The organism is Pseudomonas sp. (genome assembly GCF_037994325.1).
GTDB lineage: Bacteria > Pseudomonadota > Gammaproteobacteria > Pseudomonadales > Pseudomonadaceae > Aquipseudomonas.
On sequence record NZ_JBBNAH010000566.1, the window covers coordinates 1 to 25,244 of the forward strand.

The following is a 25,244-nucleotide window of genomic DNA, read 5'->3' on the forward strand; positions in this document are numbered from 1 at the left end:
ACTTTCTGGCGCAGAACCTGGACGTGGCCGCCGAGCAGGTTCCTCAGCATGTCGCCATCACCATGCTCACCTTTGCCATCGCCACGGTGCTGGCCGGTATCTGGGTGACCTTCGCCGAGCACGCCAAGCGCCACAAAAAACAGTACTCGGCAGGCGCCTCTTTTTTTGCCGGCCTGGTGTTTCTGCTGATTGGCGTTGCCCCCAGCTTTGCCTTGTTCCTGACCTTCGTGGTGCTCAGCGGTTTCGCTTGGGGCCTGTATTCCTCGGTGGAAAACGCCGTGGTCGCGGCCGTGCTCTCGCGCCGCGATAACGCCGCCAGAGACCTGGGCATCTACCGCGCCTCCGCCATCCTGCCGCAGATGGTCGTGCCCCTGCTCGGCGCATTTGCCCTCGGCGCGCTGCATGTCAGCTACTCGTCGCTGTTCGTCGCTGCTGGGGTGTTCGCGTTCCTCTCCGGTCTTTCCATGCTCAAGGTCAAGCTGGCCTAACTCATTCGTCGCACGAGAAAACAACAATGAATGTTCGCCCTCATTACCTGCTGAAAACCGCGGCTCTTTTTTCCCTCCTGAGTGGCTGTAACGCGCTTGCTCTGGCTGACGACGCTTGCCCGCAGGTGGTCGACCCGGCGCTGTTCAGCTCCGCCGAGCACCTGCGCGAGCTGACCAAGACCGTTGCCGGCTTCGGTTTGCGCAGCACCGGCAGCGAGGCCCACGAGAACAATATTTCCTGGATCGCCAGCGAGTTCGCCAAGCTGCCCGGCTTTACCACCCAGGAAGACTTCATCGATATCCAACGCTGGCAGCCCACCCCGCTGGCCGATGACGGCGTTGGTCGAAGCCTGGAAAAAGCAGGGCACCTGGCGCTGGTTCGTCCGGATGGCAGCACGGAGGACATCAAGGTGGCCGGCGCCGTGCCCTATTCGTTGCCTACCGATGGCCAGCGTGCGAGCGGTGAGCTGGTGTATTTCAAAGACCCCGGCGACATCAACAAGGCCAGCGCCAAGGGCAAGATCGTGATTGTCGATGTGCCCGAAGTCGGGCCGCCCTATGCCGGGTTGATGGCGGTATCGCGTTACTTCACTGATGACCTCTGGGGCGAGTCGTTCAGCGCCTACAAACGTCCGTTTATGTGGACCGACGGCAAGCTGGCGAAGATTCTCACTGACGCCGGTATTGCCGGCGCCGCAGGCGTGGTGGTGGCGTTCGATGTGCCGCGCGCACAAGTGGCAGGCTATTTCGACCCGCACCAGGGCACGCACTTCACTGTACCCGCCACCTATGTCGGGGTAGACGAGGCGCTGGTGCTCAAAGCCCAGGCGGAGCAGGGCGGCAAGGCCAGCATCGGTGTCGATGCCAGCAGCGATAAAGCGCGCACTCGCAACCTGATTGCGACGCTGCCGGGGCAGAGCAAAGAGAAGATCATTTTTATCGCCAACACCGACGGCAACACCTGGGTGCAGGAAAACGCTAATGCCGGATTGATGGCGGTGGCGGACTACTTCGCCCGCCTGCCGCTGGCCTGCCGCCCGCGCACGCTGGAGTTCGCCTTTGGTTCAGCGCATTTGCATATGTCGCGCGAAGGTACCGCCCAATACGCCGACGAAGTGAACCGCGACTACGACAAAGGCGAGGCCGTGTTCGCCTTCGCCGTCGAACACCTGGGCACCCGCGAAATTCTGCCGGTTGAGCGCACGGACGGCCCCGGTCGCCAATTGCAGCTGACCGGCAAGGGGGAGGTGATGGCCTGGTTCACCGGCCCGAGCGATGCGCTCACAACCGCGAGCGTCAACGCCATCAAAAACCACCATCTGGACAAAGTTGCCGTGCTGCGCGGCCAAGACACGCCGCACCCCACGCGCTCGCCGACCTTCTGTTCCTTCGGCGGTATCGGCACCTATTTCCACGGCAACCTGATCCCCACCATCGCGATTATTTCCGGGCCGTGGTCACTCTGGGCGCCGTCGTTTGGTGAGCAGGCGGTGGACTTTGAACGCATGCGCAACCAGCTGATGGCGGTCACCGATACCACTCTGGAGCTGGCCGGCAAGCCTGCCAGCGAGATTGCCGGTGACTACACCGCCGAGCGCACGCGACGCGCAGAAGGGGCCGACACCTGCACGTTCGATAACCCACCGGAGCAGGCACCTGGTAGCGAGTAAGCGGGGTGCGATCGCAGTGGTGTTGGTTCCAAAACAACAAGAAGGGATAGCCATGCGCAGGACCTGCACATTAGTGATGTATGCGTTGATCGGATTGCTCGCTTTGCCGCTTGCTCAAGCACGCGCGGCGCTGCCGGATTTTGCGGTCGCCAGCGATGTGCTGGTCTATGTAAATGATGGACTGGGTTCGGCGGACGAGCTTAACGCCAGGCTTCAGGCACTGACTGCACCGCCAGGCAGCACAGCTGTCGTGGCCGGCCATTACGCCGAGCTGAGAAATGAGCTGATGCTGTTGCTCACTTCTTTTCGCGCAGGCCAGGAGATGCCCTGGACCATGCCGAAAAAACTATCGGCGTTGGTCATCGCGCGCGTGGATGCCGATGTGACGGCCACCCTGGCCGATAGCAATACCTTGCTGGAGTACATGAATTTTCAGTACCTGGCCAAGGCGTATTTCGGCGTGTTCGAGTATGGCCCGCCAGGGCCGTCCTCCCTTGGCGCGCGGAACGAAGCCGAGCTAATCGCCGTGCTTGGGTCCCGCTATGCCGCCGAGCCGGGCAAGTCCGCCAAGGCCTTGTCGGCACTCAACCGCTTTATCGAAAACATCGACTACGAGCGCGCCGGCATTGTGCAGAAAGACGGCAAGCCGCTTACACCCCTGAGCTTTTATCGAGCCGTCAGGCTGTTGCAACAACACTGAATAGTCCCGCTGAAATGGACATGGCCTTGGAGTTAAACAATGAACGAGATCAACGACATTTTAGTGGTGCTGGATGCACGGTTGCCGCAGAGCCTGGCCATACAACATGCCAAGCTGATCGCCGATATCACCCAATCGCACCTGCACCTGCTGATTTGCTCGGACAAGAAAGAGGCCGGTGACTATCTCAAGCGCTGCCGTGATGAGCTGTTTACCGAGGGCTATATCGTCAGCTCGCAACAGATGTCGCTGGGTAAACCACACAAAGACGTTATCGCTGTTCAGCAGGCCCGCAACTGTCAAATCGTCATCAAACAGCATGTGCCTGAAAGCGTCCTGCGCCGGGCCCTTATCACCCCGGACGACTGGCAACTGCTGCGAAGCTGCCCGGTTCCTGTGCTGATGATCAAAACCGACAAACCGTGGCAGGGCGGCGCGGTGTTGGCGGCGGTGGATGTCGGCAACAGCGATGGCGAGCACCGCGCGCTGAACACCGGAATCATTAGCGCCAGCCAGGATATTGCCGCGCTGGCCCTGTGCAACTTGCACGTGGTGTGCGCCCACCCATCACCCATGCTTTCCTCGGCCGATCCGGTCTTCCAGCTTAAAGAAACCATTCAGCAACGCTACAGAGACCGCTTGGCCGAGATACAGGAAGAGTTTCTGCTGGATGACGACCGCATTCACCTTATGCAAGGGCCTGCCGAAGCGATCATTCCGTACGTGGCCAATAAACTGAAAGTGGGTCTGACCGTGATTGGCAGTGTCGGGCGTACCGGTCTTTCTGCTTCGTTACTGGGCAATACCGCGGAAAAGATTCTGGATGTGCTGGAGTGCGATGTGTTGGTTATCAAGCCTGGCGATGTGATGAGAGAGATGGCAGAGAAAGTCAGGCATTTGCTGGGTTAGATGCACAGTTGGCAGCCACTTCGCGGCGTCTTTATTACCCCGAAAAGTGCTGCGAGCCTGCCGCCCAGAGCAGCCAGCACAGCGCCAGCCAACTTGTTACCACCGCCACTGCCATCAACCAGCCACCTTTGAGCGGCAAGCGTTTGCCCGCCATCGTTTCGGCCTGTGGTCGCCACTGCGCCAACAAGGCAGGAGGCGTAAGGCGAATCGCCAAGGCAATGCCCAGGGGCAACAGCAGCACATCGTCCAAAAAGCCCACTATCGGGATAAAGTCGGGGATAAGGTCGATCGGGCTTGCCGCGTAAGCCAGGGTCGCCAGGGCAATTACTTTCGGTAGCCACGGCATGGCCGGGTCGCGACAGCAAAGCCAGAGCAGCACAAGGCTGGTCTTGAGACGCTTGGCCCAGTGCTTCAGGCGGGCAATCAGATTGGCCACAATGCAGATCCCATGAGTTACCCTTCGCTATCGGTAGCAGGATTGGGTGATTGCTGGAAAGGGTAATCCGGTACTGAGCGCACCACGATTACCTCAGTGGAACACGTGCCATGTTGCTGGAAAGTAGCTCCTCGATGTCCTGTAGCAGGGGCGCGAGTCGATCCGCTATCTGTTCAGCTTTCGCGCTAGGCGCGATACCTCTGCCATGGCGGATAAACAGCGGGTCATCGAACCTGCTGCGCAACCGCGCCAGTGACCCGCTCACCGCAGGCTGCCCCACGTTCAGGCAGGCGGCTGCTCTGGACACACTGCGCTGCTGGTACACGGTGAGAAACACCACCATCAGATTCAGGTCGAAACCGATCAGACCTGCTTCGCCGATCATACCTACCTCGAGTAACCGAACTTCGTAGTAAAGGATTCAAGACTAGCGCCAGCACAATCCGCGGATTGGCCAGCGCCAGAACCTGCTTAGCCGCCAATGGCGCCCACGATCAGTTGCACCAGTTGGCCGCCTTCCGGGCTCGCCCAGCTGCCGGCCAGTTCGGCGATCACCTGGTTGGTGCTGGTGAGGGTGACGCCACCTTTTTCCATTCGCCGCAGGGCAATGTCATCGGCCCGGTCAGTAGGTGAACCCCCAGCATCGGCAACCACCTGAACCTCATACCCCTCACGCACCAGGGTGAGCGCCGGGTACACGGTGCACACGTCGTTGGTCACGCCGGCAATGATGATTTTCTTGCGGCCGGTGGCCTTTACCGCTGCAGCGAAATGCTCGTCTTCCATGGCATTCACAATGCCCAGGCGTTTGATGCGACCTTCGTACTCGGTCGGCAGAATGTCTTTCAGCTCGCTCAGCAGCGGGCCCTGGGCGTGTTCTTCCATGCTGGCGGTCAGCACGGTGGGGATCTTCAGAATGGCTGCAGTTTGAGCCAGCATCAGCGCGTTGCGCTTGAGCTCCTCGTAGGGGATGGATGTAACCCAGCCCATGGTGCCCACCTGGTGGTCGATCAACAGCAGGGCGGCATTGTCAGCACTGAATTTTTCATACGGCATGATGGTTCTCCTAGCGTGATAGCCGGGGCGTTGGCGCCCCGGAGTCTGGACAACGGGTTTTGCTCAATTGGCGTCGAGGGTGCCAAATTCGCCGCGCTGGTAGGCGGCAATGGCGCTCGCCAACGCCTGGGAAGAGGCCAGGGCCAGCGGCCCTTGCCAAAACACCGGTTGGTTCAGAGGCCGGCCGGAAAACACCACCACATTGGCGTTGCCACGAGGCGAGTGCAGGGTGATAACACGGTCCTCGCCCTGCGGCAGATTCACCGGCAGTGTTTGCCCTGCAAGATTGAAGTCTTGGCCATCAATCGCCACGTCGCCATCAATCGGCATGACAAAGGCCACATGGCCGTGCGCCACGGGCACTGTCAGTTCGGCTCCAGCCTGAAGCGAGATGTCCAGCATGCTCACTTCGGTAGGCGGCGACAGCGCAGAGCGCACCCCGGCAAAGCTGCCCAGCGGCACCCGCACCGTTGCCCCCTCCACCTGAACCACCGGCACGTCCTGCGTTTCCAGGCTCAGCGCAAAGGGCGCATCGGCCTGCCGCGCCACCGGCAAGTTGATAAAGATCTGTAGCATGTGCACGGTCTTGCCCGGTTCAGCGGGCACCTCTTCATGCACCACACCGCTGCCCGCCACCGTCCAGTGCATACCGCCAGGCTGAATCAGGTTGCGGTTGCCCAAGGCATCGCGGTTGTCGATACCGGTTTCCGAATCGAGAAACAGGTAGGAGACTGCCGCAAAGCCGGCGTGCGGATGTGGGGGAAATGTGGGCCCGCTGATCCACGCGTGATCGATGCCCAGGAACGGATCGATAGGGCTGGCGTGCGGATCGCCCCGCAGGTTGAAGGCCCTGAACTGGCTGCCGTGGTTCATCCGTTGCAAACGTGCGATGGCTGTCATGGCGATGGCCTCAGGCGCCTTGCACGGTGGGGTAGTCGATGTACCCCTCGGCGCCCGGCGAGTAGAAAGTGTCCTTGTTCGGCGTGTTGAGGCCGGCGTCGAGTTTGAAGCGCTCCGGCAGGTCCGGGTTGGCCAGGAAGGTGCTGCCAAATACGGCGGCATCGGCACGGCCCTCAGAGAGCAAGGCCTGGGCGGCCTCCTTGTTCAAGCCGCCGCCCACCAGATAGGCACCGTTGAACAACGGGCGCAGCACAGCGTGGTAATCCACCTTGGCACCAAACAGCGCTACATGCAGATAGGCCAGGTTCAGGCCCGACAATTGTCCGACCAGGTAGGTGTAGGTCTCCTGCGGGTTGGCATCGCTGATGTCGTTGAAATTCATCTCCGGCGAGATCTTGATGCCCACGCGGTCGCCGCCGACTTCCTGCACCATGGCCGCCAACACGTCGAGCACGAAGCGCGCGCGGTTTTCTACCGAGCCGCCGTACTGGTCGTCACGCTGGTTACTGCCGGTGGAAAGGAACTGCTCGGGCAGATAACCCGACGCGGTGTGCAACTCCACGCCGTCAAAACCCGCCTCAATGGCGCGTCGTGCTGCACCGCGGTAGTCCTCGATCACCGCTGCGATCTCGGCCACGCTCATGGCGTGCGGGGTGACAAAGTCATGCAGGCCGGTAGCGGTCCAGGTTTGCCCGGCAGCTTTGATCGCCGACGGCGCTTGCGGCTGTGCACCTTCAGGCAGCAGCGACGGGTGCGAAACCCGGCCGCAATGCATCAGTTGCATAAAGATTCGCCCGCCCTTGGCGTGCACGGCCTCGGTGACCTGCTTCCAGGCCGCGATCTGTTCATCGGTTTCAATGCCTGGGGTGCGTACATAACCCTTGCCCAACGCGCTGGGAAACACGCCTTCGGTAATGATCAGGCCGGCGCTGGAACGTTGTGCGTAATAGGTCGCTACCAGGTCGCTGGGCACGCCGGCATCGTCGGCGCGGGAGCGGGTCATGGGCGCCATCACCATGCGGTTGGCGAGGGTGTAGCGGCCGATCTGGACGGTGGAGAAAAGCGAAGTCATGTGGGTGCTCCTCGTGAGTGATGGCGCTATAGTCGACCAATCCAGCGGCGGGATAAATCCGTCGAAATTGAAATGACTGATCCACTGATGGAGCAATAGGCGTGGAGTATCTGAACGACATGGCGCTATTCGTCGAGGTGGTAAAGCTGCGCAGCTTCCGCAAAGCAGCAGAAGCACTGGGCATGCCCAATTCCACTCTGTCGCGGCGCATCAGCGGGCTGGAAAAACAGATCGGGCTGCGCCTGCTCAACCGCACCACCCGAAAAATCGAGCTGACCGAGGCGGGGCAGCTGTACTTTGATCGCTGCAAACGCATCGTCGATGAGGCGCGGCTGGCCCACGAACAACTGGGCGAAATGCTCGCCCGGCCCAGCGGCTTGCTACGGGCCTCGATACCGGTAGATTTCGCCAATATCTACCTGGCGCCGCTGATAGCCGAGTTCGCCCAGATGTACCCCGGCATCACCTTTGACTTCGATTTGACGCCCCGCCAGGTCGACTTGATCAGCGAGCCTGTCGATGTAGTGATTCGCATGGGCGAGCCAGCCACCTCCAATCTGATCGCGCGCAAGCTGGCCAGCCTGCGCCGCTATCTGTTCGCCTCGCCGCGCTATTTGGAAATGAACGGCGAACCGCAAACGCCCTCCGACCTGACCCAGCATGAATGCCTGCGTATGCGAGGCGCGCAAGGCAATCGCTGGTCGCTATCCGGCGCACAAGGCCGTGAGGAACTCGAGGTAGGCGGGCGGTTTGAATTCAACAGCATGGGCATGATCCGTCGCATGGCCACCCTGGATATGGGCATCGCTTTGCTGCCCGACGGCCTAGCCGCGCAGGCCATCGCCAATGGCGAGCTGCGCAAAATACTGCCCCAATGGCAGGCCTCGCCGGTGCCGGTTTACGCATTGACCGAAACGCGATTATTGCCGGCCAAGACACAGCGATTTATCGAGTTTTTGAAGGCGAATCTGGAAGGGGATTAATGCAGCAGCCGGACAAAAGATAAACCTTCCGCGCTTCGCGCCTGTCTTCTGTTCAACAGCAGGACAAGTCGACTTCGAGGACAAACCATGGCGAAGATTGCTGAAGATGACACCTTCACCCAGGTAGTGCGCTTTGACGTGCCCGCCGACAAGCAGCTTGCACTGATTGAGGCCATCGCAGGCGAGGTTGAACGGTGGGTGCGACACAGGCCGGGTTTCATCTCCTCATCCTTCCACGCCAGCTTTGATGAGGAGCACGTAGTGAACTATGCCCAGTGGGCATTGGCCTCGTTCCACCGCGTATGTGTTGTTCCTATCTGTCTAGCGGTTAGGCGTGCGCTACTAAATTGTTCCGTTGGTATCTACCGAATGGAGTTTGTCGCCGCGTCATCTTCGGGAGGGAAACGTGCCGCCAGCCACTCTTCAGTCGTTTGGTCTTCAGGCCTTTTGGGCGAGGGTGTGTATGTTCGGTCTACCGTGTACCCGCACCTACTCGTTACCGCTTTACCGCGCTTTTCCGCACCCGTAGCCGAATTCGACTGTGTTCCGCGTTCTCTCTGGCCTCGAGCCAGATTCTTGTCCGGCATTCTTGTCCGGAAGTTGTCCGTTGTTTGTCCGGGGATTGTCCGTACGTTGTCCGGCTCAAACAGCTTGCGGATTTCTGCAGCAGAGATATTGAGGGGGCGAAGAGAGTCCTTATCGTCAATAGGTATTCCGCTGTCTGGGCGAATGATGAGGAGACCATTTTCAATAGAAACTTCGTCGCCTCGTTTCACGAGAATCTCTAGGAGATAGGCCACTTGGTGAGCTCTAGCCTGATCGTGGACGCAGACTACTCCGCGTCCCGCTCCTTGATTTTGGTGGCGAGCCAGGTGTTCAGCTCAGCGATCACGTAGTAGGCCGTAGCTTGGCGGCTATCGCTGAATTTGATGGGCTTCGGAAAGGTCGGGTCTTTCTTGCGCAGCTTATCCAGGCCCGAGCGGGTCTGACCAATGACTTTGCAGACCTCGGTTTGTGGGATTAGGGCTTGGTCGATTGTGGGGTGATGTGGGTGCATCTGAGCGCCTCCGTGTGGATGTGGGGCGCAGCTTATGTAGGGCGTTCATAGGCACTAACTCACCATAAATGAGGTTATGGTGAGTTAGTCGAGATATCGGGGATATCTGTGGTCTGCTTCAGCGTGGCATCTGGCAGCAACTCAAGCGCATCGCGGTATTCGTCACACGCACGGTTTACAGTGCTTTCGCTGATCTTTAGGTGTAAGGAGGCATCCGCAACTGCGTCTAGCCATTTGCACCCGTCACGCAGCTTCAAAATGACAATTGCAGCAGCCTGAATATCACGCTCAACGGTATGCGTTATGCGCATCTAGCTCCGGATCACCTTACAGACGCTATCCGTTTCGGCCCACCAGTCTGTTTAACTTTTCAAGAGGTCTAGATATGTTGTGATACCCGAATACGGAATGATGAATACCTACGCAGTGGCTCTCCCTGGCTGATGAACTTTCGTCCTTTTTGGGTCAGCGTGACAGGCTCCTCTCTGTATTTTTTCCGTTGCACTAGTCCTTGGTTTTTCAGCTCGTCCAGCGCAGCCTCTACGATGGTTAGCTCGATATCCGCCTTCTCTGAAATCTGAGAGGGTGGCGCTCCCTCTCCTGATGTTTTCATGTCATACAACAGCACTGCCCAAAAAAGGACTCTTTCTTGTGTGCTATCAGGCGACGGTTCTTCGGGGTTTCTTAAGCTCTCTATTTCTCCTTTCAGTTGCTCTGATTGGCTTCTCGCTTCTGATATTTCTTTGCGTAAGAACACCATCCAAGCCATAGCTAACACCGCTGTCGGTACAAGAACCCATAGCGGGATGGGCACTGCCACTGTGAGCCAGTCGGTTAGCGCGCTGTAGCTCTTGAGAAGCCAGTTTTCAGACCGCCAAAATTCTTGGTTGATAAAGCTAATAATCTCGTTCATCGCACCGGCAAATGCGCCTAGCGCTAAAACCACGGCGATAGGCCAAGCGATTAGCTTGTTCTGCGTGATCTTTGCTATGAATTCCGTCATCGCTCGCCCTTCCTTGAGTCCTTTTCATTAAGTATCGACTATTTTTCGACACCCAATAAAAAACCCCTGAATTTCACTAGGAAAATCAGGGGCTTGTTTGGTGGAGCCGGGGGGATTTGAACCCCCGTCCGCCAGTCCGCTGCTGTCGGTTCTACATGCTTAGCCGTGTCTATTGAGTTAACCCTCAGCCGCCCGACGGGCAGGGTGCTTTGGGCGAGTTGTGTAAGTTTTAGCCACTTCGTCCACAACGTACTACGCGGCGATTCTGTTCTATATGACAATCATTTTGGGTTTACAGACATCCCCTCATGATTGCTGGAGCCGAAGCTACCAGAAGTGCGACTAGGCTGCTTACGCAGCTAGTTGGGCACCGTAATTGTCATCATTGGCAATTATAGAGTTTTGCAACAGTGGATTTACGAGTTCTGTTACCAACTCGGCATGCCCCTCAAGTTTTGTAACCGGCGTCGAATCCTAATCGGCCCCAAAACCTACCGTGGTACACGGTTGGGACCGGAAGTGTACGGCAAAGGTTCCGATCCGTCGACCGCGTTGCCATACGTCATGCTCGTTAACAGGCTATATGATTAGGCTCAAAAGCGTTCTGTAGTAACGTGCAGATATTCTTGAGACCTGCCCTATGCCGCGTACACCGCGTTACCCCTTGCGCCAATGGATTTGGCGCGCATTTTTGCAAAGTGCTTTGATTCCCCTGGTGCTGGTGGAGTCGGTGCTGATTGCTGTGTATTTGCTGACCAATACGGCCATCCGCGATACCCAGTTGGATTATTTGCAGCAGCGTGCCGCTCAGGATCTGACCGGCACGGTGCAGCGTGAAGGCGAAATTATCGGCCGGCGCTTGGAGGGGTTGGAGGCGCAGACCAAGGTTTATCAGGCGGCAACTACGCGCGCCCTGAGCGATATGACCTATCACCCCGACGCTCTGGAGCATTCACGCTATTCGGTAACGCCCGATGGCGTGCATTACACCCACCGTGATGATGGCCGCGCGGCGTCGTTTTATTCCAACGCTACGCCGGTGGAGAAACAGGATCACGACAAAGCCCTGCGCCTGTCCCGCGTCGATCCGCTGATGCGCTGGATCCGCGATGCTAACCCGCTGGTGTCGGCGCTGTATTTCAATGGCTGGGACAGCTACAACCGCATCTATCCATTTTTTATGACCCCCGATCGCTATGCCCACGACATGGTGATCCCCGACTACAACTTTTATTACCTGGCCGACGCCAAGCACAACCCCGCGCGCAAGGTGGTGTGGACAGACGTTTATCTGGACCCCGCCGGCCAGGGCTGGATGATGTCGGCGATTGCGCCGGTGTACCGTAATGATTTCCTCGAAGGTGTGGTGGGACTGGATATCACCGTGGGGCAGATGGTCAGCGAGATTAATAACCTGCAGGTGCCTTGGCATGGCTATGCGGTGTTGGTCAGCCGGGATCAAAAAGTGATCGCTTTGCCCGCCGCCGGTGAGCAGGATTTCGGCCTCAATGAGTTGACCGACTACAGCTATGCCGAAGCCGTGCGCCGTGAGGTGTTGAAGCCCGATGACTTCGACCTCAAGGACCGCCGCGATTTGCAGCCGCTGTTACAGGCCATGACCGCCAGCCGCAGCGAGGTAAAAGAGGTGTTGCTGGGGGGGCGTAAACAGCTGGTGGCGTGGAGTGAGATTCCGCAAACCGGCTGGCGTTTGCTGGTGGTGGTGGATGAGGCCAATATCTTTCAGGCCACCAATAACCTGGCGGCGCGTTATCAGCAGATCGGCTATCTGCTGATTGCCGGTCTGGTGTTTTTCTACCTGTTGTTCTTTGCCTGGATGTGGCGGCGTTCGCGCTTGCTAACGGCCAAGTTGGCTAAGCCGATGGCCGATGTGGTCGCCATGATGGGCGAGCTGGGCAAGGGTAATTTTGAACCGAAGTCGGGCGAAATCGAGATCGACGAGTTGGCCTATATGGCCGAGGCTGCGCAGCAAACCGGGCAGCAGTTGCAGGCCAGCGAAGACGAACGCCATAAGGCGCAAAGCCAATTGGAGCTGGTGCTGGAAAGTACTACCGAGAGCCTTTGGGAAGTCGAGGCGCGCAGCATGACCATTACCGTGCGCGGTCGTGGGGTTAAGCGCTATGGCCTGAATATTCAGTGCCTGACCTTTGCTGAGTTCAATCAGCGTGTGCACCCGGACGACGTTGATCGTTTGCGCCAGTTGCGCTTTGGTTTTGCCGACAGCACTGAAGACACCTTTGAAGCCCAGTACCGCTTTGCCGATGCCGATGGCCATTACGTCTGGCTGCTGAGCCGCGGCAAGGTGCTCGAGCGCGATAGCAAAGGCCGCGCGTTGCGGGTGGCCGGTACCCACGTGGACATCTCCGGCCTTAAGCAGGTGCAGGAAGATCTGCGTCGCGCCAGCCTGGAAGCGCAGGAAGCCAGTCAGGCCAAGAGCCGTTTTCTGTCGAGCATGAGCCATGAATTGCGCACGCCGTTAAACGCGATTTATGGCTTTGCCCAGTTGATTGAGCTGGATGCGCAGGAACAACCCGGCGGTGAACAGCAAGCCGATTACGCCCGCGAGATTGTCAACGCCAGCCGCCATTTGACCGCGTTGGTGGAAGACATCCTCGACCTCTCCAGTATCGAAAGCCGCCGCCAGCAATTGCAATTTTCCTCGGTGGATGTGGCCGATCTGCTGCGAAGCTGTGCCGAGCTGGTGCTGCCAGAAGCGTTGCAGCGTGGTCAGCAATTGCAGGTGATGGCGTCCGAACAGCCGGGCATGTTTGTCTGGGCAGACGTGCGACGGGTCCGGCAGGTGCTGCTGAATTTGCTCTCCAATGCGATCAAGTACAACACGCCACAGGGCATGGTCAGCTTGGGTTACGAAGTGCGCTCAAGCGGTATTCGCTTATGGGTGCAAGACACCGGCCCAGGCCTTACCGCAGAACAACAGACGCGGCTGTTTCAGCCATTTCAGCGTCTAGGTTGGGAAAACTCGACCATCCCCGGTGCTGGTATCGGCCTGGTGTTGAGTCGTGAGTTGGCGGAGTTGATGGATGGCGAACTGGGCTTCTTGAGTACACCTGGTATCGGCAGTCGCTTCTGGATTGACCTGCCGAGCGCCGCAGCGCCTGATGCCAGTGAGGCCCCTGTCGCCGACGCTGAGCCAGCAAGGGAATTGGCGTCGGTGCTTTGTGTGGAAGATCACCCGGCGTGCATGCGAGTGTTGCAAGAGGGATTGCGTGAGCTGGCCGATGTACGCGGCGCGGCATCGATTCAGCGGGCGTATGCGCTGCTGGAGAGCTTTGTTCCGGACCTGGTGTTACTCGATCTCGATCTGCCCGATGGCGACGGCCTGCATATTCTCGACATGCTGCGGCGTACCCCGCACTTGAGCGAAGTGCCGGTGCTGGTTGTAAGCGCGGCAGCGGATGACGAGGTGTTTGCCGACGCCGTGCGCCGAGGTGCCCAGGCCTGTCTGGCCAAACCCATCGACCTGCAGCAGCTGCGGCAATTGGCGATGAAGTTGCTGACGGATGTGGTGGTCATCGACCGCCATTGATGGGCACTCAGCCGTTAGCAGCAGGCAAGAAAAAGCCGGCGTGATGCCGGCTTTCTGTCTTGGCAGAACAGCCGTTAGCTGCCGCTACCTTTACCGCTACCTTCAGTGCTTGGCGACTCAAGGCGTTGTACCGCCTGAGCGGAAGTCTCAACGCATTTTTTCTCGTCACCGGCAGCCTTCGCCTGTTCGGCGGTGGTCTGCAGCTTTTCCACTTCGGTCTTGGTCGACTCGGGGAGCGTTGCTGCATCGGTGGTCAGGGTGTCTTTGATTTTTTGCAGATTGGCGTCGCACAAATCGGCGGCGAACACAGGTGATGCCATCAGAGCTACGGACAACATTGCCGCTGGGTAGAGCAGGTTGGTGCGCTTCATGGTGAATCTCCTTCGCATGGCTGCGGTTCTCGTCCAGATCCCCGGGATGGGGCTCGCGGAACCGTGAGGGGCGAGATATACAAACCCGCCTGAATAAGCGGGCGTATACAAAGGACTGACCCGAAAGCGCAGCGGTTCAGTGTTTTTTCCCCAGCAACTGTTTTGCGCATGCACGGCGTGCGCAGCAAACCCCACAACAGTAACGCCGCTCCCGCGCGGTGGAGCGCTGGCTTGCGTAGGGTGTGCTGTGCGCACCAGGGGTAAACGCGCAAACCGTCTGCTGCGCGGGGCCCCTAGGTGGCGGAGACCGCTTGCCGTGGCTGCGTAACCCGATCCACCAGATAAACCAAGCCGTGGTAATCAATGCCGCCATGTTGGCTCAGGCCAATCTCGCAGGTGCGGCTGGTGGAGATGCCTTCGTCGCAATATTGCACGGCGTCTTTCAGGCTGCGCAGGGAATGGGCGTTGAGTTCTGGCGTGGTAAAGCCTTTATCGCCGGCAAACCCACAGCAATGAATCCCTTCCGGAATCACCACTTCTTTGCTGCACAGACGCGCCAGGTCGATGAGTGCCTGGCTTTCGCCCAGGTGTTGGGTGCTGCAGGTAACGTGCACGGCGATGGGCGCTTCCTGAGCGGTGAAGTCGAGCTTGTCGACCAGGTGGGTGCGAATAAACCGTACCGGGTCATACAGGTCCAGGCGTGGTTCGCCGAGGTCTTGCACCAGACGCAGGGTGCACGGGCTGGTGTCGCAGTAGATTGGGTCGATGCCGCCACGGCTGGCGTGCAGCAGGGCGCCGATCAGTTCCTGGCGCTTGGCTTCGGCTTGCTCGTTATAGCCTTTGGAGGCAAATGGTTGGCCGCAGCAGAGGTTGTCGAGGTTGTCGGGGAACACCACTTGGTAACCGGCTTTTTCCAGCAAGCCTTTGGTTTTACCCAGGAGCGACTGCTGCTCGCGGTCGCCAGCAGCGGGGCCCATCACGCGTGATACGCAGGCGGCCAGGTAGACCACGCGCGGGCGTTGATCGTCCGCCGGTGGCTGCAAGCGGATGGCGCTTTCCGGCTGCGGCATGGCGGCGTTCCACTGCGGTGCGCGCTGTTGTGAGGCCTTGCTGAGTGCCGCAGAAATCTTCGCCAAACGCGGCGCCCCGAGCATCATCCGCGCGCCGTTGGCGACATGCAGCGTAAAGCGCGCACCTTGTAGCGCCGTATGAAAATTACGCGCCAGCCAGCCAGCCGCTTTGCCTTGATCGGCATTCCGGGCGCGCAGTTTTTTCACCAGTTCGCCGGTGTTGATGCCCACCGGGCAACGCTGCGCACACAAACCGGTGGCCGCGCAGGTATCGACGCCCTGGTACTGGTAGTCGCGCTCGAGTTCAGTGGTGTCGATGCCGGCGCGCTGCTTGGCCTGAATATCGCGCCAGATCACGATGCGCTGCCGTGGGCTCAGGGTCAGCCCCTTGGACGGGCATACCGGCTCACAAAAACCGCACTCAATGCACTTATCCACAATCTCGTCCGCTGCTGGCAGCGGTTTAAGATTTTTCAGGTGTACCTGTGGGTCTTCGCTCAGCACCACATCGGGGTTAAGGATGCCGCGCGGGTCGAGCAGGCGTTTCAGTTGCCACATCAGTTGATAGGCGTCGCTGCCCCACTCCAGCTCCACGAAGGGCGCCATATTGCGCCCGGTGCCGTGCTCGGCTTTAAGCGAACCGCCAAATTCCACGGCGACTAATTGCGCCACGTCGTCCATAAACGCCGAATAGCGGGCGACCTGCTCGGGCGTGTCAAAGGCCTGGGTAAAGACAAAGTGCAGATTGCCTTCCAGGGCATGGCCGAACAGGATCGCCTCGTCGTAGCGGTGCTTGTCGAACAGGGCGATCAGGCGGTTAACGCCAATAGCCAGGTGCTCCACCGGAAAGGTCACGTCTTCGATGATCACCGTGGTACCGGTCTGACGCACCGCGCCGACGGCGGGAAAGGTGTCTTTACGGATTGCCCACAGTTGGTTGTACACCTTGGGGTCGGTACTGAAGTCGACCTGTTTTTCCACCGGGAAACCGGCCAGCGCGGTCATGATCAAACCCAGTTGCTCGTGCAGCAAGCTGTCGCTGGCCGCGCGGGATTCGATCAGCAATGCACAGGCATCATCCGAAAGTTGACGCACGAAGGCCGGCATGCCGGCTTTGTTTTCCACCGAGCGCAGGCTACGGCGGTCGAGCAGTTCGACGGCAGATACCGGTTGGCTTTTCAGCACGGTAACGGCGTTGCAGCAGCTCGCTACATCGCTGAACACAATCAGTGCCGAGGCTTTGTGCGGGTGGTCGACCACAGTGTCGTACGTGACCGCACTGATAAAACCGAGCGTGCCCTCCGAGCCCACCAACAAGTGGGTGAGGATATCCAGCGGCTGGTCGTAATCCACCAGCGCATTGAGGGACAAACCGGTGGTGTTTTTCAGACGGTATTTATGCCGAATCTTGGCCGCCAATTCGCTATTGGCGCGGGTGCTGCGGCCTAGCTCGGCCAACTTCTCAAGCAACTGGCCGTGGCTGGCTTGGAAGGCGGCAACACTGTGCGGGTCTTCGCTATCTAGGGCCGTGCCATCGGCCAATACCAGGCGCATGCCAGCCAGGGTGTGATAGGTGTTTTGCGCCGTGCCGCAGCACATACCGCTGGCGTTGTTGGCGACGATGCCGCCGATTTTGCAGGCATTGATCGATGCCGGATCAGGACCAATCTTGCGGCCAAAGGGCGCTAGCCAAGCATTGGCTTGAGCACCAATTACCCCCGGTTGCAGACGAATTTGCCCGCCATTGGCGCGGATCTCACGGCCATTCCAGTTATCGCCCAATACGATCAGCACCGAATCGCTAATGGCTTGGCCAGACAAGCTGGTGCCGGCCGCACGAAAGGTCACCGGCACCTGTTCGGCGTGGGCCAATTTGAGCAACTGCACCACCTCGGCTTCGCTTTCCACCCGCACCACCAATTTCGGAATCAGGCGGTAGAAACTGGCGTCGGTGCCGAAGGCCAGGGTCGACAGCGGGTCGTCGAAACGTCGTTGCTTTGGAATTAGCTGTTCGACGGCGGCGAGAAAGGCGGCGGGCAGGCTCATGGTCACTCCTGGAGCTGTTTTTTCGGGCCGCCCAAGCGGCCTCATCAGGCTATTTCGGCGTTACTGCTGGTACTGCTCAACCTGCGCTTTACCGATTTCGCGCACCAATGAGTCGGTGCTGATCTCGGCAATGGTTTTCGCCCCAGTTAACACCATGGCCACGCGCATTTCTTTTTCAAACAGGTCCAGCAAGTTGCTCACCCCCGCGCCTCCGGCGGCGGCCAGCGCGTACACAAAGGCGCGGCCGAGCATCACGGTGTCGGCGCCAAGGGCAAGCATGCGCACCACGTCCAGGCCGTTGCGAATGCCGGAGTCGGCCAGAATCGCCAAGTCGCCTTTTACCGCGTCGGCAATCGCCGGCAGGGCACGGGCGCTGGAGAGCACGCCGTCCAACTGACGGCCACCATGGTTGGAGACGACGATGCCGTCGGCACCAAACTTCACCGCGTCCTTGGCATCTTCCGGATCAAGAATGCCCTTGATCACCATCGGACCCTGCCAGTAGTCGCGAATCCACTCTAAATCTTTCCAGGAAATCGACGGGTCGAAGTTAGCGCCCAGCCAGCCAATATAGTCGGCAAGCCCGGTGGGGTTACCCCGGTACGCGGAGATGTTGCCCAAGTCGTGCGGGCGGCCAAGCAGGCCAACATCCAGCGCCCAGCTGGGGTGGGTCATGGCTTGCAGCATGCGGCGCATGGCGGCGTTGGCACCGCTCATACCCGAGTGCGCGTCGCGGTAACGGGCGCCGGGCACTGGCATGTCGACGGTAAATACCAGGGTGGTGACGCCGGCGGCCTTGGCCCGCTCCAGGGCGTTTTTCATAAAGCCGCGGTCCTTCAGCACATAGAGCTGGAACCACATGGGCCGGTCGATGGCCGGCGCCACTTCTTCAATCGGGCAGACCGAAACGGTCGACAGGGTAAAGGGAATGCCTTTGCCCGCCGCGGCCTTGGCCGCCTGCACCTCGCCGCGGCGGGCGTACATGCCGGTCAAACCAACCGGTGCCAAGGCGATGGGCATGGCCAGGGTTTCATTGAACAGGCGGGTTTCCAGGCTTAGCTCAGACATATTGCGCAGTACGCGCTGGCGCAGGGCTATGCTGGCCAGGTCGTCGACATTACGGCGCAGGGTGTACTCGGCGTAGGCGCCGCCGTCGATGTAGTGAAACAGGAACGGCGGCAGCTTGCGTTGGGCGGCGGCGCGGTAGTCGGTGGAGGCAGAGATGATCATGAGGCACCTTTGAATTGAACCGTTTAAATAGAAACGCGAGGCCATGGCCTCGCCTGTCTAGTTCAGCCCCGGCAGCACCGGGGCCAAGGCTGCTTAGTGCACGAGCATGCCGGTGAGCCAATAGGCTTGCGCCAGGGTGATCAGGCCGACAAAGGCGGCGAAGATCAGGCTGTGCTTGAGGGTGAAGCGGAACAGGTCCGACTCTTTGCCGACCAAGCCGGTCGCGGCGCAGGCCACGGCAATCGATTGCGGCGAGATCATCTTGCCGGTCACACCACCGCTGGTATTGGCCGCCACCAACAGGGTGTCGTTAACCCCGATCTGGTGCGCGGTGGTGGCCTGCAGTGAGCTGAACAGCGCGTTCGAGGAGGTATCCGAACCGGTGAGGAACACACCCAGCCAACCCAGAAATGGCGAGAAGAACGGGAACGCCGCGCCAGTGCCAGCCAACACCAAGGCCATGGTCGAGGACATGCCGGAGTAGTTGGTGACAAAGGCGAAGGCCAGCACCATGCCGATGGACAGGATCGGCCAGCGCAGCTCATACAACGTCTCTTTAAAAGTGGTCAGACCAGTTTTAAGGTTGATCTTGAGGATCAGCATGGAGATCAGCGCAGCAAAGAAAATCGCCGTACCGGTGGCCGAGATCGGGTCAAGCTTGAAGATCGCCGGGATGGCGGTTGGCGCGGTAACGATGGGCGCAGTTTTGATCACTAATTGATCAAGGTGCGGAATGGCAAAGTTAAACACCGTGCTGTACATCGCGCCGCCGGCAGCGAACATTGCCTTAAAGGGTTTTAGTGTCCAGATGGTCACCAGTACGGTGAGAATCAGGAACGGCGACCAGGCTTTGAAAATCTCGCCCAGGCTGTAAGGCGAAGCGAGGGTGGTGCGCGGCTGACCGAAGCCGCCCGCGCTGGCCACAGCCGAGCCACCGCTGGCACCGGCAATCTGCGCATTGGCGCTGCGACGTGGCTGCCAGACTTTGAGGAACAGAGTGAGACACACCAGGCTGACCAGCGCCGAGGTGATGTCCGGCAGTTCCGGACCAATAAAGTTGGAGGTGAAGTACTGGGTAATGGCAAAGGACAAACCTGCCACCAGCGCGGCGGGCCAGGTTTCCTTGATGCCACGCCAGCCATCCATCATCGCCACCAGCCAGAACGGCACGATCACCGACAGCAGCGGCAGTTGGCGGCCGGCCATGGCGCCGATTTTAAAGGCGTCGATGCCCGTCACTTGGCCGGCAACAATGATCGGAATACCCAAGGCACCAAACGCGACCGGCGCCGTGTTGGCGATCAGGCACAGGCCAGCGGCATACAGCGGATTAAAGCCAAGGCCGACCAACAGCGCGGCGGTAATCGCCACGGGCGCACCGAAACCTGCGGCGCCTTCCAGGAACGCACCGAAGGCAAAACCAATCAGCAGCACTTGCAGGCGTTGGTCATCGGTAACCGATAAAACCGAGCTGCGAATAATCTCAAACTGGCCGCTTTTTACCGTCAGTTTGTAGAGGAAAACCGCCGCGACGATGATCCAGGCAATTGGCCACAGGCCATACATAAAGCCATAGCCTGCTGCGGCAAAGGCCATATCGGCTGGCATCTTGAACGCGACGATGGCGATCACGATGGACAGGGCCAAGGTGATGCTGCCGGCGACGTGGCCTTTCAGGCGAAACACGGCCAGGGCAAGAAAGAAGAAAACGATAGGAATAACGGCCGCCAGGGCGGACAGCCCAAGGCTGCCCAGAGGGGTATATAGCTGCTGCCAGGTTTGCATCGTGGGTTGGCTCCCTGATTATTGTTGGGTGTGCCTGGGTATTGAGTCCGCTCAGGTGGGTGCTTGTGGCGTCGTCGTGGCGTGCTCAACTTGTGTGTCGGGTAAATTGGTATTACCAATTTACAAATTCGACGGCTCAGGGTAAAAGCCCTACACGGATGCTGTCAATTTCCTGAGCTACGACTTTGGTAGCGCAAGCAGTAGTTGTTGTCGCAAAGCAGGCGCGGTCGGTAGGCTGCGCGCACGTTGAGCAGGGGTGGAGAGAGGCATGGGGTTCGGGCATATACAGCAGCGCCGCTTGTCGGACGATATCGTCACGCAGCTGGAGCGCATGATTCTCGAGGGCACGTTAAAGGCTGGCGAGCGGCTGCCTGCCGAGCGGGCGCTGGCGGAGCAGTTCGGGGTTTCCCGTCCTTCGTTGCGCGAGGCCATCCAGAAGTTGGCGGCCAAAGGCCTTTTGGTCAGTCGCCAGGGCGGTGGTAATTATGTCGCTGAGTCATTGGGCTCGACCTTTAGCGATCCGCTGCTGCACCTATTGGAAAGCAACCCCGAAGCCCAGCGCGACCTCTTGGAATTCCGCCACACCCTGGAAGGTTCCTGCGCCTTCTACGCTGCTCAGCGTGCCACTGAGTTGGATCACCAGCGCCTGCGTGAAGCCTTTGAAGCACTGCAAAGCTGCTATGCCAGCGAGGGCAAAGTCAGCCGCACGGAGGAGGGGGCGGCCGATGCACGTTTCCACTTGGCGATTGCCGAAGCCAGCCACAACGCGGTGTTGCTGCACACCATTCGCGGCTTGTTTGACCTGCTGAAACGCAACGTGGTGACCAACATCGGCGGCATGTACGCGCTACGCAGCGAGACGCGCAAAATGCTGATGCAGCAGCACGGCGAGCTGTACCACGCGATTATAGACGGCCGAGCGGAAGACGCCCGGGAGATTTCCAACCGGCATATTCACTACGTTCAAGAGGTATTGGCCGAAGGCCTACAAGAAGCCCAACGCGTAGCGCGGGCTGAGAGACGGCAGGGACTCTAACCGTAGGGTGCGCTGTGCGCACCTTGCGTTTTTATCGGCATACGCAAGGTGCGCTCAGCACACCCTACGGGCACATCAGTCATCCTTGCCTTTGGTACGCACGGCACGCTGCAATTCACGGTCGGAGTCGCGCTCACGCTCGGTGTGGCGTTTGTCGTATTCCTTCTTGCCTTTACCCAGACCAATCTCGATTTTGATCAGGTGCGCTTTCCAGTAGATGGAGAGCGCCACACAGGCAAAACCTTTCTGCTGTACGGAGCTGGTGATCTTTTCGATTTCACGCTTGTTCAGCAGCAGCTTGCGGGTGCGCACCGGGTCGGCGATGACGTGGGTGCTGGCGGCGGTAAGCGGCGCGATGTGCGCGCCGATCAGCCAGGCTTCGTCGTTTTTCAGCAGTACGTAGCTGTCGACTAACTGGGCTTTACCTGCGCGCAGGCTTTTGACTTCCCAGCCCGCGAGCACCATACCTGCTTCGAATTTATGTTCGATGAAGTAGTCGTGACGGGCTTTCTTGTTTTGGGCAATGGTGCCCTCGGGGTGTTTTTTTTGCTTGGCCATAGGCGCGGCATTATAGGCAGTAGTGTTGGCGCTGGCGACAGGCGCGGTGCTTTTCTTAGCGCAGCGCTTGGCAGGTGGGGGAGGGCGCAAAGGCTTGAGAGGGTTGGGTGAATCTCGGACAATGCGCGCCTCTTTTTGCCGGCCTACTCTTTGGCGGCTCTTCGGCTAGGCAGACTTTTCATGGCAGGCGACAAGGTTTCAATTCACGGCTCATGGGCCAGCCGCTGGGTATTTATCCTCGCGGCCACCGGTTCGGCCGTGGGCTTGGGCAGCATCTGGAAGTTCCCCTATATGACCGGCGTTTACGGTGGCGGGGCCTTTGTGCTGATGTTTCTGCTGTGCATCGCCTTGCTTGGTTTGCCGGTGATGCTGGCCGAAACCTTGATTGGCCGCCGTTCTCGGCAAAGTCCGGCCAATGCGCTGCGTGAGTTGGCGCTGGACGCGGCGCATTCGCACAAGTGGTCGTGGGCCGCTTTTGCCGGGATGATCACCGCGCTGTTGATTCTGTCTTTTTACAGCGTGGTGGGCGGTTGGTCGCTGGACTATATCGTCGACCTTGGGCGTGGCGATTTTCAGGGCATTGGTGCTGAACAGGCCGGGCGTTATTTCGCCGATATGGTCAGCGACCCTTGGCGGCTGATTCTCTGGCATACGCTGTTTATGCTGCTGTCCGCGTGGGTAATTGCCCGTGGCGTGGTAGCCGGCCTGGAGCGCAGCTTGCGCATCATGATGCCGCTGCTGTTTGTACTGCTGCTGATTCTGTTGGGCTACAGCCTGACCACCGGGTACTTTATGGCCGGTGTGCATTTTATGTTTAACCTCGACACCTCGCGCCTGCTGGACGGCCTGTTGCCGGCGATGGGCCATGCGTTTTTTTCGCTTAGCGTCGGCGTCGGTTCGATCCTGATTTACGGCGCGTATATGCCGAAGAGTTCCTCGATTGCCGGCACGGTGGTGGCGGTTGCGCTACTGGATACCTTTGTTTCACTTCTCGCCGGTTTGGCGCTGTTTCCTATCGTGTTCTCTGCTGGCTTGAACGCCAGCGAGGGACCAGGCCTGATGTTTGTGACCTTGCCGTTGGCCTTTGGCAACGTCGCTTTCGGCCAACTAATGGGCGTGGTGTTTTTTGTCCTGGTCGCCGTGGCGGCGTGGAGTTCGGCGATTTCATTGCTGGAACCGATGGTCGCTTACCTGGTGGAGCGCACTAAAGTCAGCCGTCTCTGGGTCACTGCCGCGCTAGCGTTTATCTGCTGGTTTGTCGGGCTGGGCACGGTGTTCTCATTCAATATCTGGAAAGAGGCCAAGTTCTTTGTCAGCGAAGGCGGCGCTTTCCAGCTTTATCAATGGGGCGCGACGGGTGGGCTGGACCTATTCGGCGTGATCGATTTCTTCACCTCGCGCATCATGTTGCCCCTGGGTGCACTGACCTTTGTGGTGTTCGCCAGTTGGGTGATGGGCCGCGAGGCGGTGCGCGACGAACTGGCCATGCGCAATGCCAGCCTGTTTGCCGTAACCTTCTTTCTTATGCGCTATGTTGCGCCGCTGGGTATCCTCATTGTGTTTGCCGCGCAGCTATTGAAGTGAGAACTGCATGACCACCCATATTCAACGCTCTGCTTTGCTGCCGTATCCGGCGCAGGCTCTTTATGACCTGGTCAACGACGTGGCGAGTTACCCCGAGTTTTTGCCCTGGTGCTCGTCGACCACGGTAATCGAGGAAACCAACATATTGATGCGCGCGAGCCTGGAAGTGGCCAAAGCGGGACTTAGCCAGACGTTTGTCACCTGCAATACCTTGGTCCCGGGGCAGAGCATCGTGATGAACCTGGAGGAGGGGCCGTTCACCGAGCTTCATGGCGTATGGCAATTCAAAGCACTGACGGACAAGGCCTGCAAGATCAGTCTCGATCTGTCCTTTGAATACTCCGGGCAACTGGTGCGCGCGACCTTGGGGCCATTGTTCAATCAAGCGGCCAATACCTTGGTGGATGCGTTCTGTCAGCGGGCCAAGCAGCTGTATGGCTGATTCGCTGATCGCGGTGGAGGTCGCTTATGCATTGGCGACAGATCAGCGCTTGGTGAGTTTGCAGGTGCCGGTTGGCACTACGGCGCGGCAAGCGGCGGCGCTTTCTGGTCTGGCGGCGGAGTTCGCAGAATTAGATAGCCAGAATTGCCCGCTGGGGATTTTTGGCAAGGCGCTCAGCGACCCGTCGACGCGAGTGCTGGAAGAAGGTGATCGGGTGGAAATCTACCGCCCGCTGATTGCCGATCCTAAAGAGGTGCGCAAACAGCGCGCGGCGAAGGCCGCGGCTAACCGCGCGTAGGGTGTGCGGTGCGCATACCCTACGTTGACAGCGCTGATTAAGCGAAAAGCCATAAAAAAGCCCGGACATGTCCGGGCTTTTTCGTTTCGCGCCGCAGGTAATTACTGCGGCGAGGTTTCCAGCGGTGTTGGCGTTGGCACCGGTACGGTTTCCACGTCGACGTCCTTCTGGATTTTTTCCAGCAGCGAACCGGGTTTGGCTGGCTCTTCTGGTTTGGCTTTTTCTTCCTGCGGCTGCGCTTGTGGTGCGCCATCCGGGCCGAGGATTTCCTGGTCGCGGCTCACGCCCGGCATAAAGTCGCCAGACAGGCCGGCCAGTTGGTCGTTGGCATCAAAGAGAATGCTCACGCGTTCCTGCAAACGCTGACGGCCGCCCGGCTGAATGCTGTACAGATAGTCCCAGCGATTGGCGTGGAAGGTGTCGGTGATCATGGGGTTGCCCATGATAAACCGCACTTGCCGTCTGGTCATTCCAGGGCGCAACTGGTCTATCATGTCCTGCGTCACGACATTGCCCTGCTGGATGTCGATTTTATAAACCCCGGGGAATGAACAGCCGGCGAGTGCGAGTAAGCCCACAAAGGTGAGGCTAGTCAGCAAGAGCTTGGTGTTTTGCATCGGTGGGAGACTTCCACTATCTTGGCTGGGCAATTTGGCCACCGATCATACCTGCATTGAAGGGAGCTGCGAAGCAGCAACCACGAGAAAGCTGACCATGGTAGAAAATAGCGAACTACGTAAAGCTGGCCTGAAAGTGACCCTGCCGCGGGTCAAGATTCTGCAAATGCTCGACTCTGCAGAGCAGCGCCATATGAGTGCGGAAGATGTCTACAAGGCACTGATGGAGGCTGGCGAGGATGTTGGTTTGGCCACGGTCTACCGTGTTCTGACTCAGTTCGAAGCCGCTGGTCTCGTGGTGCGTCATAACTTCGATGGCGGCCATGCCGTGTTCGAGCTGGCCGACGGCGGCCACCACGACCATATGG

At 59.1% G+C, this 25,244-nt stretch carries 25 protein-coding genes and 1 other RNA gene; 11 read left to right on the top strand and 15 right to left on the bottom strand.

Going from position 1 to position 25,244, the window contains the following annotated elements; all coding sequences use genetic code 11:
- The 4 genes from AAAB16_RS18890 to AAAB16_RS18905 all read left to right on the top strand — a co-directional run.
- A partial coding sequence (locus tag AAAB16_RS18890) for an MFS transporter (protein WP_340664714.1) occupies nucleotides 1-488 on the top strand: 488 nt, incomplete at its 5' end.
- A 26-nt stretch (nucleotides 489-514) separates the two neighbouring features.
- Nucleotides 515-2,158: a hypothetical protein gene (locus tag AAAB16_RS18895; RefSeq protein WP_340664715.1), complete on the top strand. Its 1,644-nt coding sequence runs from the start codon at nucleotides 515-517 to the stop codon at nucleotides 2,156-2,158.
- Between the two features lie 16 nt (nucleotides 2,159-2,174).
- Nucleotides 2,175-2,858, top strand: coding sequence for a hypothetical protein (locus tag AAAB16_RS18900; RefSeq protein ID WP_340664716.1), 684 nt, complete (start codon nucleotides 2,175-2,177; stop codon nucleotides 2,856-2,858).
- A gap of 39 nt (nucleotides 2,859-2,897) precedes the next feature.
- Nucleotides 2,898-3,767, top strand: a complete 870-nt coding sequence (locus AAAB16_RS18905) for a universal stress protein (RefSeq protein ID WP_340664717.1) — start codon at nucleotides 2,898-2,900, stop codon at nucleotides 3,765-3,767.
- Nucleotides 3,768-3,801: 34 nt separating this feature from the next.
- Here AAAB16_RS18905 and AAAB16_RS18910 read toward each other — a convergent pair whose 3' ends face one another.
- From AAAB16_RS18910 to AAAB16_RS18930, 5 genes are all read right to left on the bottom strand, one after another.
- Nucleotides 3,802-4,203, bottom strand: a complete 402-nt coding sequence (locus AAAB16_RS18910; RefSeq protein WP_340664718.1) for a YkvA family protein — start codon at nucleotides 4,201-4,203, stop codon at nucleotides 3,802-3,804.
- 88 nt (nucleotides 4,204-4,291) lie between these two features.
- Nucleotides 4,292-4,588: a LysR family transcriptional regulator gene (locus AAAB16_RS18915; RefSeq protein ID WP_340664719.1), complete on the bottom strand. Its 297-nt coding sequence runs from the start codon at nucleotides 4,586-4,588 to the stop codon at nucleotides 4,292-4,294.
- 86 nt (nucleotides 4,589-4,674) lie between these two features.
- Nucleotides 4,675-5,259, bottom strand: coding sequence for an isochorismatase family protein (locus AAAB16_RS18920; RefSeq protein WP_340664720.1), 585 nt, complete (start codon nucleotides 5,257-5,259; stop codon nucleotides 4,675-4,677).
- Nucleotides 5,260-5,322: 63 nt separating this feature from the next.
- Complete coding sequence (locus AAAB16_RS18925) at nucleotides 5,323-6,159, bottom strand: pirin-like C-terminal cupin domain-containing protein (RefSeq protein WP_340664721.1); 837 nt, start codon at nucleotides 6,157-6,159, stop codon at nucleotides 5,323-5,325.
- Nucleotides 6,160-6,169: 10 nt separating this feature from the next.
- Nucleotides 6,170-7,231: an alkene reductase gene (locus tag AAAB16_RS18930; protein ID WP_340664722.1), complete on the bottom strand. Its 1,062-nt coding sequence runs from the start codon at nucleotides 7,229-7,231 to the stop codon at nucleotides 6,170-6,172.
- Between the two features lie 101 nt (nucleotides 7,232-7,332).
- Between AAAB16_RS18930 and AAAB16_RS18935 the strand changes: the two genes are divergently transcribed.
- Nucleotides 7,333-8,214 carry a LysR family transcriptional regulator gene (locus tag AAAB16_RS18935; RefSeq protein WP_340664723.1) on the top strand — a complete coding sequence of 294 codons (882 nt, stop codon included), beginning with the start codon at nucleotides 7,333-7,335 and terminating at the stop codon, nucleotides 8,212-8,214.
- Nucleotides 8,215-9,046: 832 nt separating this feature from the next.
- Here the strand turns inward: AAAB16_RS18935 and AAAB16_RS18940 are convergent.
- From AAAB16_RS18940 to ssrA, 4 genes are all read right to left on the bottom strand, one after another.
- Nucleotides 9,047-9,271, bottom strand: coding sequence for a transcriptional regulator (locus AAAB16_RS18940; protein ID WP_340664724.1), 225 nt, complete (start codon nucleotides 9,269-9,271; stop codon nucleotides 9,047-9,049).
- A gap of 74 nt (nucleotides 9,272-9,345) precedes the next feature.
- Nucleotides 9,346-9,582 carry a hypothetical protein gene (locus tag AAAB16_RS18945; RefSeq protein WP_340664725.1) on the bottom strand — a complete coding sequence of 79 codons (237 nt, stop codon included), beginning with the start codon at nucleotides 9,580-9,582 and terminating at the stop codon, nucleotides 9,346-9,348.
- 68 nt (nucleotides 9,583-9,650) lie between these two features.
- Complete coding sequence (locus AAAB16_RS18950) at nucleotides 9,651-10,274, bottom strand: hypothetical protein (protein ID WP_340664726.1); 624 nt, start codon at nucleotides 10,272-10,274, stop codon at nucleotides 9,651-9,653.
- Between the two features lie 98 nt (nucleotides 10,275-10,372).
- Nucleotides 10,373-10,760: a transfer-messenger RNA gene (ssrA, locus tag AAAB16_RS18955) on the bottom strand.
- A 154-nt stretch (nucleotides 10,761-10,914) separates the two neighbouring features.
- Between ssrA and AAAB16_RS18960 the strand changes: the two genes are divergently transcribed.
- On the top strand, nucleotides 10,915-13,839 hold the full coding sequence (locus AAAB16_RS18960; RefSeq protein ID WP_340664727.1) for an ATP-binding protein: 2,925 nt from the start codon (nucleotides 10,915-10,917) through the stop codon (nucleotides 13,837-13,839).
- A gap of 74 nt (nucleotides 13,840-13,913) precedes the next feature.
- Here AAAB16_RS18960 and AAAB16_RS18965 read toward each other — a convergent pair whose 3' ends face one another.
- The 4 genes from AAAB16_RS18965 to AAAB16_RS18980 form a co-directional block, all read right to left on the bottom strand.
- Nucleotides 13,914-14,210 carry a hypothetical protein gene (locus AAAB16_RS18965; protein ID WP_340664728.1) on the bottom strand — a complete coding sequence of 99 codons (297 nt, stop codon included), beginning with the start codon at nucleotides 14,208-14,210 and terminating at the stop codon, nucleotides 13,914-13,916.
- Between the two features lie 293 nt (nucleotides 14,211-14,503).
- Nucleotides 14,504-17,326: an FAD-binding and (Fe-S)-binding domain-containing protein gene (locus tag AAAB16_RS18970; protein WP_340664729.1), complete on the bottom strand. Its 2,823-nt coding sequence runs from the start codon at nucleotides 17,324-17,326 to the stop codon at nucleotides 14,504-14,506.
- Between the two features lie 60 nt (nucleotides 17,327-17,386).
- Nucleotides 17,387-18,556, bottom strand: coding sequence for an FMN-dependent L-lactate dehydrogenase LldD (gene lldD, locus AAAB16_RS18975; protein ID WP_340664730.1), 1,170 nt, complete (start codon nucleotides 18,554-18,556; stop codon nucleotides 17,387-17,389).
- Nucleotides 18,557-18,649: 93 nt separating this feature from the next.
- Complete coding sequence (locus AAAB16_RS18980) at nucleotides 18,650-20,341, bottom strand: lactate permease LctP family transporter (RefSeq protein ID WP_340664731.1); 1,692 nt, start codon at nucleotides 20,339-20,341, stop codon at nucleotides 18,650-18,652.
- A gap of 268 nt (nucleotides 20,342-20,609) precedes the next feature.
- Here AAAB16_RS18980 and AAAB16_RS18985 point away from each other — a divergent pair, with 268 nt between their 5' ends.
- A complete protein-coding gene (locus tag AAAB16_RS18985; protein ID WP_340664732.1) occupies nucleotides 20,610-21,377 on the top strand; it encodes a GntR family transcriptional regulator in 768 nt (255 codons plus the stop codon).
- Between the two features lie 75 nt (nucleotides 21,378-21,452).
- On the opposite strand, the gene smpB is transcribed toward AAAB16_RS18985, so the two are convergent.
- Entirely contained in the window at nucleotides 21,453-21,935 is a 483-nt protein-coding gene (gene smpB / locus AAAB16_RS18990; protein WP_110617146.1) for an SsrA-binding protein SmpB, read from the bottom strand.
- A gap of 180 nt (nucleotides 21,936-22,115) precedes the next feature.
- Between smpB and AAAB16_RS18995 the strand changes: the two genes are divergently transcribed.
- Genes AAAB16_RS18995 through AAAB16_RS19005 form a run of 3 tightly spaced genes read left to right on the top strand, consistent with a single transcriptional unit; the run spans nucleotide 22,116 to nucleotide 24,259 of the window.
- Nucleotides 22,116-23,519: a sodium-dependent transporter gene (locus AAAB16_RS18995; RefSeq protein WP_340664733.1), complete on the top strand. Its 1,404-nt coding sequence runs from the start codon at nucleotides 22,116-22,118 to the stop codon at nucleotides 23,517-23,519.
- Between the two features lie 7 nt (nucleotides 23,520-23,526).
- Entirely contained in the window at nucleotides 23,527-23,961 is a 435-nt protein-coding gene (locus tag AAAB16_RS19000) for a type II toxin-antitoxin system RatA family toxin (RefSeq protein WP_110616985.1), read from the top strand.
- Nucleotides 23,954-24,259 (top strand): RnfH family protein, encoded by a 306-nt coding sequence (locus AAAB16_RS19005; RefSeq protein ID WP_340664734.1) that lies wholly within the window; start codon nucleotides 23,954-23,956, stop codon nucleotides 24,257-24,259. The genes AAAB16_RS19000 and AAAB16_RS19005 overlap by 8 nt, the downstream gene beginning before the upstream one ends.
- A 101-nt stretch (nucleotides 24,260-24,360) precedes the next feature.
- Here AAAB16_RS19005 and AAAB16_RS19010 read toward each other — a convergent pair whose 3' ends face one another.
- Complete coding sequence (locus AAAB16_RS19010) at nucleotides 24,361-24,876, bottom strand: outer membrane protein assembly factor BamE (RefSeq protein WP_110616983.1); 516 nt, start codon at nucleotides 24,874-24,876, stop codon at nucleotides 24,361-24,363.
- Nucleotides 24,877-24,973: 97 nt separating this feature from the next.
- On the opposite strand from AAAB16_RS19010, the gene AAAB16_RS19015 reads away from it, so the two are divergent.
- Nucleotides 24,974-25,244 (top strand): transcriptional repressor (locus AAAB16_RS19015; RefSeq protein WP_340664735.1); only part of this gene is annotated, 271 nt, incomplete at its 3' end.